The organism is Salmonella sp. SA15303, from assembly GCF_029962125.1.
Classification (GTDB): Bacteria; Pseudomonadota; Gammaproteobacteria; order Enterobacterales; family Enterobacteriaceae; genus Salmonella; species Salmonella enterica.
Map to the genome: position 1 here is coordinate 2498218 of NZ_CP123924.1, position 12206 is coordinate 2510423.

At 53.9% G+C, this 12206-nt stretch carries 12 protein-coding genes and 2 pseudogenes; 13 read left to right on the forward strand and 1 reads right to left on the reverse strand.

Annotated elements, in window-relative coordinates; genetic code table 11:
* The first annotated feature begins 102 nt into the window (after positions 1–102).
* The 5 genes and pseudogenes from manA to add all read left to right on the forward strand — a co-directional run bounded on the left by manA (position 103) and on the right by add (position 4596).
* Positions 103–1278: a mannose-6-phosphate isomerase gene (manA, locus tag QEN31_RS12200; RefSeq protein ID WP_001170622.1), complete on the forward strand. Its 1176-nt coding sequence runs from the start codon at positions 103–105 to the stop codon at positions 1276–1278.
* Positions 1279–1380: 102 nt separating this feature from the next.
* A complete protein-coding gene (locus QEN31_RS12205; protein WP_099949673.1) occupies positions 1381–2889 on the forward strand; it encodes a YdgA family protein in 1509 nt (502 codons plus the stop codon).
* A gap of 118 nt (positions 2890–3007) precedes the next feature.
* Positions 3008–3228 (forward strand): annotated as a pseudogene (locus tag QEN31_RS12210) (glucose PTS transporter subunit EIIB); the annotation flags it as partial.
* Positions 3229–3237: 9 nt separating this feature from the next.
* Positions 3238–3369, forward strand: a pseudogene (locus QEN31_RS12215) (transcriptional regulator); the annotation flags it as partial.
* Between the two features lie 225 nt (positions 3370–3594).
* Complete coding sequence (add, locus tag QEN31_RS12220; RefSeq protein WP_000565569.1) at positions 3595–4596, forward strand: adenosine deaminase; 1002 nt, start codon at positions 3595–3597, stop codon at positions 4594–4596.
* 74 nt (positions 4597–4670) lie between these two features.
* On the opposite strand, the gene QEN31_RS12225 is transcribed toward add, so the two are convergent.
* Complete coding sequence (locus QEN31_RS12225) at positions 4671–5711, reverse strand: oxidoreductase (protein WP_000998242.1); 1041 nt, start codon at positions 5709–5711, stop codon at positions 4671–4673.
* A gap of 207 nt (positions 5712–5918) precedes the next feature.
* Here QEN31_RS12225 and blr point away from each other — a divergent pair, with 207 nt between their 5' ends.
* The 8 genes from blr (at position 5919) to rsxG (ending at position 12205) form a co-directional block, all read left to right on the forward strand.
* On the forward strand, positions 5919–6044 hold the full coding sequence (blr, locus tag QEN31_RS12230) for a division septum protein Blr (RefSeq protein WP_001708800.1): 126 nt from the start codon (positions 5919–5921) through the stop codon (positions 6042–6044).
* Positions 6045–6341: 297 nt separating this feature from the next.
* Positions 6342–6557 (forward strand): transcription modulator YdgT, encoded by a 216-nt coding sequence (gene ydgT / locus QEN31_RS12235; protein ID WP_000217946.1) that lies wholly within the window; start codon positions 6342–6344, stop codon positions 6555–6557.
* A gap of 88 nt (positions 6558–6645) precedes the next feature.
* Positions 6646–7086, forward strand: coding sequence for a DUF2569 domain-containing protein (locus QEN31_RS12240; protein WP_000214061.1), 441 nt, complete (start codon positions 6646–6648; stop codon positions 7084–7086).
* A gap of 76 nt (positions 7087–7162) precedes the next feature.
* Positions 7163–7744 carry an electron transport complex subunit RsxA gene (gene rsxA / locus QEN31_RS12245; protein WP_000133179.1) on the forward strand — a complete coding sequence of 194 codons (582 nt, stop codon included), beginning with the start codon at positions 7163–7165 and terminating at the stop codon, positions 7742–7744.
* Positions 7744–8322 (forward strand): electron transport complex subunit RsxB, encoded by a 579-nt coding sequence (gene rsxB / locus QEN31_RS12250; RefSeq protein WP_001092597.1) that lies wholly within the window; start codon positions 7744–7746, stop codon positions 8320–8322. Before rsxA ends, rsxB begins: the two co-directional genes overlap by 1 nt.
* The gene (gene rsxC, locus QEN31_RS12255; RefSeq protein WP_000915668.1) at positions 8315–10522 is read left to right on the forward strand and encodes an electron transport complex subunit RsxC; all 2208 of its coding nucleotides are present in this window, start codon (positions 8315–8317) and stop codon (positions 10520–10522) included. Before rsxB ends, rsxC begins: the two co-directional genes overlap by 8 nt.
* Positions 10523–11581 carry an electron transport complex subunit RsxD gene (rsxD, locus tag QEN31_RS12260; protein ID WP_000231891.1) on the forward strand — a complete coding sequence of 353 codons (1059 nt, stop codon included), beginning with the start codon at positions 10523–10525 and terminating at the stop codon, positions 11579–11581. It begins immediately after the preceding gene.
* Positions 11582–11584: 3 nt separating this feature from the next.
* Positions 11585–12205, forward strand: coding sequence for an electron transport complex subunit RsxG (gene rsxG / locus QEN31_RS12265; RefSeq protein ID WP_000920822.1), 621 nt, complete (start codon positions 11585–11587; stop codon positions 12203–12205).
* Position 12206 lies beyond the last annotated feature (1 nt).

Here is a 12206-nt window from a genome sequence, read left to right on the forward strand (position 1 = left end):
AAAACTGAGACAAGTACGACTTTTTACGCCCGGAGGTTACTTCATGCGGGTTTCTTGGTTTAATACCTCCCATTGATCTCCACATTGAAACAGGGCTTGATAATGCAAAAACTCATTAACTCAGTGCAAAACTATGCCTGGGGAAGTAAAACTGCGTTAACGGAACTTTATGGCATCGCCAATCCGCAGCAGCAGCCAATGGCTGAACTCTGGATGGGCGCGCATCCCAAAAGCAGCTCGCGAATCACCACCGCCAACGGCGAAACCGTCTCCCTGCGTGACGCCATCGAAAAGAATAAAACCGCCATGCTGGGCGAAGCGGTAGCCAACCGTTTCGGCGAACTGCCGTTTCTGTTTAAAGTACTGTGCGCCGCGCAGCCGCTCTCTATTCAAGTGCACCCGAATAAGCGCAATTCCGAAATCGGTTTCGCGAAAGAAAATGCGGCGGGTATCCCCATGGATGCCGCAGAGCGGAACTATAAAGATCCTAACCATAAACCAGAGCTGGTTTTTGCCCTGACGCCTTTCCTGGCGATGAACGCGTTCCGCGAATTTTCTGACATTGTCTCTTTACTGCAACCTGTCGCCGGCGCGCATTCCGCTATCGCCCACTTTTTGCAGGCGCCGAATGCTGAACGTCTGAGCCAGCTTTTCGCCAGCCTGTTGAATATGCAAGGCGAAGAAAAATCCCGCGCGTTAGCCGTACTCAAAGCGGCGCTTAACAGCCAGCAAGGCGAACCGTGGCAAACGATCCGCGTGATTTCAGAGTATTATCCTGACGACAGCGGGCTTTTCTCTCCTTTGTTGCTGAATGTGGTCAAACTGAATCCCGGCGAGGCGATGTTCCTGTTTGCCGAAACGCCTCATGCTTATCTGCAGGGCGTTGCGCTGGAAGTCATGGCGAACTCCGATAACGTTCTGCGCGCTGGCCTTACGCCAAAATATATCGACATCCCTGAGCTGGTCGCGAACGTGAAGTTCGAACCTAAACCTGCCGGCGAGTTGCTGACTGCCCCGGTGAAAAGCGGCGCGGAGCTGGACTTCCCAATTCCGGTTGACGATTTTGCTTTTTCACTGCACGACCTGGCGCTTCAGGAGACGAGCATCGGCCAACACAGCGCCGCGATTCTGTTCTGCGTTGAGGGTGAGGCGGTGTTACGTAAAGATGAACAGCGTCTGGTACTGAAGCCGGGTGAATCGGCCTTTATCGGCGCGGATGAGTCTCCGGTTAACGCCAGCGGCACAGGCCGTTTAGCGCGTGTTTATAACAAGCTGTAGCAACGTACTGAATTTTTTAACAACTCTTGCTAAGCTTATAACAGACGTAAAACTCCTCCAGGCGGTTTAATCCGCCTGGTTTCATTTTTATGGACAATTGATATGAAAAAAACACTGGTAGCTGCAGGTGTAGTGATTGCACTTGGCATCGTCTGGACAGGCGGCGCCTGGTATACGGGGAAAAAGCTGGAGAACCATCTTTCAGAAATGGTGACTCAGGCCAATGAACAGCTCAAGCGTACTGCGCCGGAGGCCGGTGTCGAATTAAGTTATCAAAACTACCAGCGTGGCGTGTTCAGTAGCCATCTGCAACTGGTTGTCAAACCGGTTGCCGGCGCAGACACTACCTGGTTGAAGCCCGGGCAAAGCATTGTGCTGGACGAGTCCGTTTCACATGGCCCCTTCCCGCTCGCCCAGCTCAAAACGCTCAATCTGATCCCTTCTATGGCGTCGGTAAAAACCACGCTGGTGAATAACGATGCGGCAAAACCCCTCTTTGATATCGCGAAAGGCAACACGCCCTTTGTTATCAATACCCGCATTGGTTATGGCGGCGATACCCGCTCCGATATCTCTCTCAAGCCGTTAAACTACGAGAATGCCGGTGAAAAGGTCGCCTTTAGCGGCGGCGAGTTCCAGCTTAACGCCGATAAAGACGGTAATGTGGTTTCGCTGTCGGGCGAAGCGCAGAGCGGCCTGGTCGATGCCGTTAACGAATATAACCAGAAGGTCCAACTCACCTTTAATAATTTGAAAACCGACGGTACCAGTAAACTGGCAAGCTTTGGCGAACGTGTGGGCGACCAAAAGTTAACGCTGGATAAACTGTCCATCGCCATTGAGGGTAAAGAGATGGCGGTGCTGGAAGGGATGGAAATTGCCGGCAAGTCCGATCTCGTCAACGACGGAAAAACCATTAACAGCCAGTTGGATTACTCGCTTAACAGCCTGAAAGTGCAGAATCAGGATTTGGGCAGCGGTAAATTAACGCTGAAAGTCGGTCAAATCGACGGCGAAGCCTGGCACCAGTTTAGTCAGCAATATCATGCACAAACGCAGGCGCTGCTGAATCAGCCGGACGTGGCGCAGAATCCTGAGCTTTATCAGCAAAAAGTCACTGAAGCGTTCTTTAGCGCTCTCCCCGTGCTGTTAAAAGGCGATCCGGTACTGACCCTGGCGCCGCTTAGCTGGAAAAACGCCAAAGGGGAAACCACGCTGAATCTGTCGCTGTTCCTCAAAGATCCGGCAACCACAACGGCACAACCGCAAACGCTGGCGCAGGAAGTCGACCGCTCCGTGAAATCGCTGGATGCGAAACTGGCAATTCCGATGGACATGGCGGTCGAGTTTATGACGCAGATAGCAAAGCTGGAAGGCTATCAGCAGGATGATGCGGAAAAACTGGCAAAACAGCAGGTGCAGGGGCTGTCCGCAATGGGTCAGATGTTCCGACTGACAACGCTGAAGGATAATACTATCGCCTCCAGTTTGCAGTACGCCAATGGCCAGATCACGCTCAACGGACAAAAAATGCCGTTGGAAGACTTTGTCGGCCTGTTTGGGATGCCGGCGCTTTCCGTACCGGACGTTCCGGCGCTGCCTCAACAATAATCGCCTTGCCGGGTGTCGCGACGCTGCACCCGGTCTGCGCCGAACGACGCGCAGCCTCTACTTTTGCGTTACCAGGCGAGCGGCTATCGTTTGACTCCGCACATGGTGCTCGTCGTGAGCATTAGGCGGCACGGAAAACATCGTGAGTCTGGACAACTGCATCCCCCCCTACGCCTGTCAGTGAAAGATATGTCGTTTGTCGATGTCCAGGCATTGAAGGACAATCACGCGACAGGCATCGTATAGCTCAATCAGCATAATTTGCAGGTAATTATCGGCCCGCAGGTTCAGTCGGTAAAAGATGAAATGGTTGGCCTGATGAATACCGTTCAGGCATAAAGAAGGGATATGTTCGATTTTTCACAGGAAGTTGACCGACGCGGGACATGGTGTACGTAGTGGGATTATGTCGCCGATCGTTTTGGCGAAGCCGATCTGCTCCCCTTTACGATCTCGGATATGGATTTTGCCACCGCACCGTTCGCTGATACCGTCTACAAGCGGGGGGTTGACCCTTTATCCTGAGAGGCGATAACAGAGACGCCCCCCGTGAGCTGACTGGGGGCGCGTTAAAGAGAATGATACAAAATTTCTCCCGCGCTCTCGCGAAGTTGCAACGTAATGACTCCGTTTTTGCAAAATTTCCAGAGCATTATCAATCTGTAGTATAATGGTGCGCACTTTTATTAAAAATTGAGTGCGCCCATGATTGATATTACGCTTCCTTTGACTGACATCCACCGCCACCTTGATGGCAACATTCGCGCCCAAACAATTCTGGATCTTGGTCGGCAGTTCAACATCGCCCTTCCCGCCCAAACGCTGGAAACGCTGATTCCGCATGTCCAGGTCACCTCAACCGAACCCGATTTAGTAAGCTTTCTCACTAAGCTCGATTGGGGGGTAAAAGTCCTGGCATCGCTTGACGCCTGCCGCCGTGTGGCCTTTGAAAATATTGAAGATGCCGCACGTAACGGCCTGCATTACGTCGAGCTTCGCTTTTCGCCCGGCTATATGGCGATGGCGCATCAGTTACCGATCGCAGGCGTGGTTGAAGCCGTTATCGACGGTGTACGCGACGGCTGTAACACGTTTGGCGTCGAGGCACGACTCATTGGCATTATGAGCCGTACCTTCGGCGAGGCGGCATGTTTACAGGAGCTTGATGCGCTGCTGGCGCACAGAGAGAACATCACCGCGCTGGATTTAGCCGGTGATGAGCTGGGCTTTCCCGGCAGTCTGTTTTTGTCGCACTTTAATCGGGCGCGCGATGCGGGCTGGCATATCACCGTTCACGCTGGCGAAGCCGCAGGGCCGGAAAGTATCTGGCAGGCGATTCGCGAACTGGGGGCCGAACGTATCGGACATGGCGTAAAAGCTGTCGAAGATCGCGCGTTAATGGATTTTCTTGCACAGCAGCGTATCGGTATTGAATCCTGTCTGACCTCGAATATTCAGACCAGTACCGTCGCATCGCTGGCGGATCATCCACTCAAAACCTTCCTTGAGCATGGCGTTCTCGCCAGTCTTAATACGGACGATCCGGCTGTTCAGGGCGTAGATATTATCCATGAATATCACGTCGCCGCGCCAGCGGCAGGATTGAGCCGCGAACAGATTCGCCAGGCGCAGATTAACGGTCTGGAAATCGCCTTTCTGAGCGATAGCGAAAAACGTGCGCTGCGCGAAAAAGTGGCCGAGGCGTAAGATTGCTTTATTGATGCTAACGCCCTCTCTCCGCCTGCGGTTTAATGCTATCCCAGGCGGAGAAATGCGACATCTCAGGCAAGACACAGCGTCGCGCGATGTTTTGCCGATTCCATGCCCAGTTCAATCAACTCCATAATTTGAATCGCCTGGCTTGCTGGCACGGGATTTTCACCGTTACCGTTTAACGCATCGCGGATGGCGGCATAATATGCCGGATAGTTACCCGGCAACGTAAGCCAGTTTTCTTCTTTGCGCGTCTCTCCCTCAACCAGGGTCAATACGCCGTCACGCATGTCGTATCCCCAGTCTTCCTGCGGTAAACGCTCGCCGTTTTTTAACCGTTCTTCCTGGGGATCGAGGCCATATTTTACATAGCTACCGCGCGAACCATGAACGATGTATCGCGCGGATTCCGCCGCGGCCAGCATCGTACCGTGCAAAATCACGCGGCGCTGGGGGTAGGATAAAATCGCGTGGAAATAATCTGTAGATTGCGCGCCCGGACGCAGTTGCGCTAAATCCACCGTCATGCTGACCGGCAGGCCAAAAAGTTGAATGGCCTGATCCAACAAGTGCGGCGCCAGATCGTACCAGATACCACTTCCCGGCCCGCCTTGCTCGCGCCAGCGGTCGCGCACCTGGGGACGGAAGCGATCAAAGTGGGATTCAAACAAGGACACCTCGCCGAGCACGCCATCCGCCAGCAAGGCCTTCAGCGTCAAAAAATCGCTGTCCCAGCGTCGGTTGTGGAAGACGGAAAGTACCCGACCAGTGCTCCGCGCAAGCGCATCCAATTCTCGCGCCTGTGACAGTGTCACGGTAAAGGGTTTATCAACCACCACATGCTTACCGGCTTCCAGCGCAGCTTTCGCCAGCGGGAAATGGGTATCGTTGGGCGTCGGGATCACGATAAGGTCGATATGCGGATCGTTAAATAAATGTCGGGGCTCAGAGACCACGGAAACCGCCGGCCAATCTGCTTTCACTTTTGTTTCATCGCTGCTGGATACCGCCGCAAGCTCTAGCCCTGGCGTTCCCATAATTAAGGGCGCATGAAAGGTTTTACTGGCGTAGCCATAACCGATTAACCCAACGCGGATTTTATCATTCATCTCACTGCCTCCGGTTTTAGATATCGCTATTCCACACCATCGTGCGATTAGCCGCAATAGCGTCCTGACCATCAACGTAGCATCAAATGATTAACTTGTTACAGAACAGAGGCTGAAAACGTTTCCCTCCCTCTTGCCGACCGTTCGCCAGGAAAGTAACATTTACCCCCTGTGTTTATGGATAAATCAAAGCAAATGTCGTCAATAATGAATCGTCTTATTGAATTAACTGGGTGGATAGTTCTCGTTATCTCAGTCATTCTTTTAGGTATTGCCAACCATATTGACAATTACCAACCACCAGAGCCCACGGCTTCCGTCCAGAAGAAGTAAGCGTCAGATAATGTAAAGGCATTTTCGCGTGGTACGGTAAGCGGCGCCCCGGGGGGTGCAAAGAAAAGTCAAAAACCGGCAAAAAAAACGAAATATGTCCTATCTGGTCTGACGTTTATTGCCTGTTGTAGGAAAGCGCGTTAACCTTTCGCCCCAGGCGCCATGTGGCGCCTGACTCTTTACCGGTAAGAATATTCCCTTTTTACCTGCACCCCTGACCTCTCACTGGTGCGGTTTTGTTTATTTTTTATCAGTGACTACTCCGTTGGCATTATATTTAATATGGATCAACTTTATATGACTGTTCAGGATTATCTATTAAAATTCCGCAAAATTAGTTCGCTCGAAAGTCTGGAAAAACTGTTCGACCACCTTAACTATACCCTTACTGATGACATGGACATTGTTAATATGTATCGCGCTGCAGATCACCGCCGTGCCGAACTGGTTTCCGGAGGACGCCTGTTTGATGTAGGTCAGGTTCCGCAATCCGTCTGGCGCTATGTGCAATAAAGAAAGTAGCGTTTAACATCAAAAACCTTATAATATTTGCCCCAAAATGAGCGGCATGACCGTTAATGCGCGTAACCCCGGAGAAGATATGACTACAACACCGCCACAACGAATTGGAGGCTGGCTTCTTGGCCCGTTAGCCTGGCTGTTAGTCGCGTTGTTGAGCGCCTCGCTGGCGTTATTACTCTACGTTATGGCGCTTGCCACACCGCAAACGTTCAAGACGCTTAGCGGACAGGAAACCGGTAATTTACTGCTATGGGGCATTTCATTTATTACCGCTATCGCCATGTGGTACTATACCCTGTGGTTGACGATCGCATTCTTCAAGCGCAGACGCTGCGTGCCGAAGCATTACATTATCTGGCTGCTGGTGTCGGTGTTACTGGCGGTTAAAGCATTTGCCTTTTCGCCCGTCTCAGATGCCTTTGCCGTGCGTCAGTTACTCTTCCCACTGTTGGCAACGGCGCTCATTGTGCCTTATCTCAAACGTTCAGCGCGCGTTAAAACAACGTTTGTTAATCCGTAATAACCCTACAGTTAACCTGTTGTCGCCTGTGGTAGTTTGACAGATAATAGGCGGCTTTTTTATTTCAGGCCGAAACATGACTGATTACCTGCTGCTCTTTGTCGGAACTGTACTGGTCAATAACTTTGTACTGGTCAAATTCCTGGGCCTTTGTCCCTTTATGGGCGTATCCAAAAAACTGGAAACCGCCATGGGGATGGGCCTCGCGACGACCTTTGTCATGACGCTGGCGTCGATATGCGCCTGGCTTATCGACACCTGGATACTTATTCCGCTGGATCTGATTTATCTGCGGACGCTAGCCTTTATCCTCGTCATTGCTGTGGTCGTGCAATTTACCGAAATGGTTGTGCGGAAAACCAGCCCGGCGTTATACCGCTTGTTAGGCATCTTCTTACCACTGATTACCACTAACTGTGCGGTTCTGGGCGTAGCGTTACTGAATATTAATCTCGGTCATCACTTTCTTCAGTCGGCGCTGTACGGATTTTCCGCCGCCGTCGGTTTTTCATTAGTGATGGTTCTGTTTGCCGCTATCCGCGAACGCCTTGCCGTGGCGGATGTGCCCGCCCCTTTTCGTGGTAACGCGATAGCATTGATTACCGCAGGATTAATGTCTTTGGCCTTTATGGGTTTTAGTGGTTTGGTGAAGTTGTAATGAATACTATCTGGATTGCCGTTGGCGCCCTGACCCTTCTGGGTCTGGTGTTCGGCGCCATTCTGGGTTATGCCTCCCGCCGATTCGCGGTTGAAGATGATCCGGTTGTTGAAAAAATCGATGCGATTTTGCCGCAGAGCCAGTGTGGTCAGTGCGGCTATCCCGGCTGCCGCCCCTACGCCGAAGCCGTGGGTCTCCAGGGCGAGAAAATCAATCGTTGCGCGCCCGGCGGCGAAGCCGTCATGCTGAAAATTGCAGAGTTGCTAAACGTAGAGCCGCAACCATGCGATGGTGAAGAACAGCAGGCTGCGCCAGTACGTATGCTGGCAGTTATTGATGAAAATAACTGCATTGGCTGCACAAAATGCATTCAGGCCTGCCCGGTTGACGCCATTGTTGGCGCAACGCGCGCCATGCACACGGTCATGAGCGATCTCTGTACTGGCTGTAATCTGTGCGTCGATCCGTGTCCGACGCACTGCATCGAATTACGTCCGGTGAATGAGACGCCCGACAGTTGGAAATGGGATTTGAACACCATTCCCGTTCGCATCATTCCCGTGGAACAACATGCTTAAACTATTTTCCGCTTTCAGAAAAGATAAAATCTGGGATTTCGACGGTGGTATTCATCCGCCCGAAATGAAGACCCAGTCAAACGGCACGCCGCTGCGCCAGGTGCCTTTAGCGCCGCGCTTTGTTATCCCTTTAAAACAGCACATTGGCGCTGAGGGCGAGCTGTGCGTTAGCGTCGGCGATCGCGTGCTACGCGGCCAGGCGCTTACCCGTGGACGTGGGAGAATGCTGCCGGTACACGCGCCCACCTCCGGGACGGTTATCGCTATTGCCCCCCACTCGACGGCGCATCCTTCGGCGCTGGCGGAGTTAAGCGTAATCATTGATGCCGACGGCGAGGACCGCTGGATTGAACGCGAGGGCTGGTCTGATTACCGCGCCCACAGCCGTGAAGCGCTCATTGAACGCATTCATCAGTATGGCGTTGCCGGGCTTGGCGGCGCGGGGTTTCCCACCGGCGTTAAATTGCAGGGCGGCGGCGATAAAATCACCACGCTTATTATCAATGCCGCAGAGTGCGAACCTTACATTACGGCGGACGATCGTTTGATGCAGGACTGCGCCGCGCAGATTGTGGAAGGTATTCGCATCCTGGCGCATATTCTGCAACCGCGTGAGGTATTAATCGGCATTGAAGATAACAAACCGCAGGCTATTTCCATGCTGCGCGCCGTACTGGCTGACGCCCACGATATTTCGTTACGTGTGATCCCAACCAAATACCCTTCCGGCGGCGCAAAACAGCTCACCCGAATACTGACGGGAAAACAGGTTCCCCACGGCGGGCGCTCCTCTGATATTGGCGTGCTGATGCAAAACGTCGGTACGGCGTATGCCGTTAAACGCGCCGTGATTGACGGCGAACCGATCACAGAACGCGTCGTCACCTTAACGGGTGAAGCGGTAAGCCGCCCGGGTAACGTCTGGGCGCGGCTCGGCACTCCCGTTCGTCATTTGCTTAACGATGCCGGGTTCTGCCCTTCTGCTGACCAGATGGTCATCATGGGCGGCCCGTTGATGGGATTCACCCTTCCCTGGCTTGACGTACCGGTCGTAAAAATCACCAACTGCCTGCTGGCGCCATCCGTGACTGAAATGGGAGCGCCTCAGGAAGAGAAAAGCTGTATTCGTTGCAGCGCTTGCGCTGACGCTTGCCCTGCCGACCTTTTACCGCAGCAGCTTTATTGGTTCAGCAAAGGGCAGCAGCATGACAAGGCTACCGCTCACCATATTGCTGATTGTATAGAATGCGGCGCCTGCGCCTGGGTCTGCCCGAGTAATATTCCGCTCGTCCAATATTTCCGTCAGGAAAAAGCGGAGATTAATGCGATCAGGCTTGAAGAAAAACGCGCCGCCGAAGCCAAAGCGCGTTTTGAGGCTCGTCAGGCAAGACTGGAGCGCGAAAAAGCCGCCCGCCTTGCACGTCACAAGAGCGCAGCGGTACAACCAGCGGCAAAAGATCAGGATGCCATTGCCGCTGCGCTGGCGCGGGTAAAAGAGAAACAGGCGCAGGCCACGCAACCGGTGGTTATTCAGGCGGGTAGTCAGCCAGACAATAGCGCCGTCATCGCGGCCCGTGAAGCGCGTAAAGCGCAAGCGCGCGCTAAACAAGCCGCTCATCCGATGGCTGACAGCGCGATACCCGGCGACGACCCGAGTAAAGCTGCAGTGGAGGCAGCCATCGCCCGCGCCAAAGCCCGTAAGCAGGAGCAGCAGGCCGGAAGCGAACCTGCCGAACCGGTCGATCCGCGTAAAGCCGCGGTGGAGGCAGCCATCGCCCGCGCCAAAGCCCGTAAGCAGGAGCAGCAGGCCGGAAGCGAACCGGTCGAAGCGGTCGATCCGCGTAAAGCCGCGGTGGAAGCGGCTATCGCCCGCGCCAAAGCCCGTAAGCAGGAGCAGCAGACCGGAAGCGAACCTGCCGAAGCGGTCGATCCGCGCAAAGCCGCGGTGGAAGCGGCTATCGCCCGCGCCAAAGCCCGCAAGCAGGAGCAGCAGACCGGAAGCGAACCTGCCGAACCGATCGATCCGCGCAAAGCCGCAGTGGAAGCGGCCATCGCTCGCGCCAAAGCCCGTAAGCAGGAGCAGCAGGCCGGAAGCGAACCTGCCGAACCGGCCGACCCGCGTAAAGCCGCGGTTGCTGCGGCTATCGCCCGCGTTCAGGCAAAAAAAGCAGCACAGCAGCAGGTTGTTAACGAGGATTAAATGGTATTCAGAATCGCAAGCTCGCCTTATACCCATAACCAGCGCCAGACATCGCGAATCATGTTGCTGGTATTAATCGCCGCTCTGCCGGGGATTGCCGCGCAGACGTGGTTTTTTGGTTGGGGAACGCTTTTCCAGATCGTTCTGGCTGCTATCACGGCGCTAGTCGCAGAAGCCATTGTCCTCAGGCTGCGCAAACAATCGGTCGCCAGTCACCTGCAGGATTATTCCGCGTTATTGACGGGGCTTTTGCTGGCGGTCAGCATCCCTCCGCTTGCGCCCTGGTGGATGGTCGTGCTGGGAACCGGATTCGCCATTATTATCGCTAAACAGTTATATGGCGGGCTGGGACAAAACCCCTTTAATCCGGCCATGATCGGTTACGTGGTGCTATTAATTTCCTTTCCGGTGCAAATGACAAGCTGGTTGCCGCCTTATGAAATAGCCGCAACAACGCCCGATATGCTGGACACGTTGCGGATGATTTTTACCGGGCATACCGCCAGCGGCGGCGATATGACGCTGCTACGTATCGGTATTGACGGTATCAGCCAGGCGACGCCGCTGGATACGTTTAAAACGTCCTTGCGCGCCGGGCACTCCGTTGAGCAAATCATGCAGTACCCGATATACAGCGGCGCGCTGGCTGGCGTGGGCTGGCAGTGGGTTAACCTCGCCTGGCTTGTCGGCGGCGTATTCCTGCTGTGGCAAAAAGCCATCCGCTGGCATATCCCGGTCAGTTTTCTGCTGACGCTGGCGCTATGCGCCGCGTTAGGCTGGCTTTTCTCGCCCGCTACGCTGGCCTCGCCGCAGCTTCATCTGCTGTCAGGCGCCACCATGCTGGGTGCATTTTTTATCTTAACGGATCCGGTTACCGCCTCCACGACCAACCGTGGACGTTTAATTTTCGGCGCGCTGGCTGGGGTATTAGTGTGGCTGATTCGTAGCTTCGGCGGCTATCCGGACGGCGTTGCTTTTGCTGTCCTGTTGGCGAATATCACGGTTCCTCTGATCGACTACTACACGCGCCCCCGCGTCTATGGACATCGCAAAGGATAAACCATGCTGAAAACGATTCGTAAACACGGTATTACGCTGGCGCTTTTTGCCGCAGGCTCTACGGGATTGACCGCGGTGATTAATCAGATGACAAAATCAACCATCCACGAACAAGCGCTGCAACAACAACATGCCCTGTTCGATCAGGTATTGCCGCCAGATCGTTACAATAATAATCTGCAAGAGAGTTGTTATCTGGTCGATGCGCCCGCCCTCGGCAAAGGCACACACCGTGTTTTTATCGCTCGCAAGGATGATAAACCCGTAGCGGCCATCATTGAGGCTACCGCGCCAGATGGCTATTCCGGCGCTATCCAGCTTATTGTTGGCGCAGATTTCAACGGTACCGTCCTGGGGACGCGTGTGACGGAACATCATGAGACGCCAGGGTTAGGTGATAAAATTGAGCGCCGTTTGTCTGACTGGATTACCCACTTTAGCGGTAAAACCATCAGTGGTGAAAATGATACGCACTGGGCGGTGAAAAAAGATGGCGGTGATTTTGATCAATTTACCGGGGCGACAATAACGCCGCGCGCCGTAGTGAATGCGGTTAAACGCGCCGGGCTGTACGCCGAATCACTGCCCGCTCAGCTCCCCCATTTAACCGCCTGTGGAGAATAGC

Bases quoted from the DNA above. Each gene is read 5' to 3' on its own strand.
- manA (WP_001170622.1), top strand. From the start codon at position 103: ATGCAAAAACTCATTAACTCAGTGCAAAACTATGCCTGGGGAAGTAAA.
- QEN31_RS12205 (WP_099949673.1), top strand. From the start codon at position 1,381: ATGAAAAAAACACTGGTAGCTGCAGGTGTAGTGATTGCACTTGGCATC.
- add (WP_000565569.1), top strand. From the start codon at position 3,595: ATGATTGATATTACGCTTCCTTTGACTGACATCCACCGCCACCTTGAT.
- QEN31_RS12225 (WP_000998242.1), bottom strand. From the start codon at position 5,711: ATGAATGATAAAATCCGCGTTGGGTTAATCGGTTATGGCTACGCCAGT.
- blr (WP_001708800.1), top strand. From the start codon at position 5,919: ATGAATCGTCTTATTGAATTAACTGGGTGGATAGTTCTCGTTATCTCA.
- ydgT (WP_000217946.1), top strand. From the start codon at position 6,342: ATGACTGTTCAGGATTATCTATTAAAATTCCGCAAAATTAGTTCGCTC.
- QEN31_RS12240 (WP_000214061.1), top strand. From the start codon at position 6,646: ATGACTACAACACCGCCACAACGAATTGGAGGCTGGCTTCTTGGCCCG.
- rsxA (WP_000133179.1), top strand. From the start codon at position 7,163: ATGACTGATTACCTGCTGCTCTTTGTCGGAACTGTACTGGTCAATAAC.
- rsxB (WP_001092597.1), top strand. From the start codon at position 7,744: ATGAATACTATCTGGATTGCCGTTGGCGCCCTGACCCTTCTGGGTCTG.
- rsxC (WP_000915668.1), top strand. From the start codon at position 8,315: ATGCTTAAACTATTTTCCGCTTTCAGAAAAGATAAAATCTGGGATTTC.
- rsxD (WP_000231891.1), top strand. From the start codon at position 10,523: ATGGTATTCAGAATCGCAAGCTCGCCTTATACCCATAACCAGCGCCAG.
- rsxG (WP_000920822.1), top strand. From the start codon at position 11,585: ATGCTGAAAACGATTCGTAAACACGGTATTACGCTGGCGCTTTTTGCC.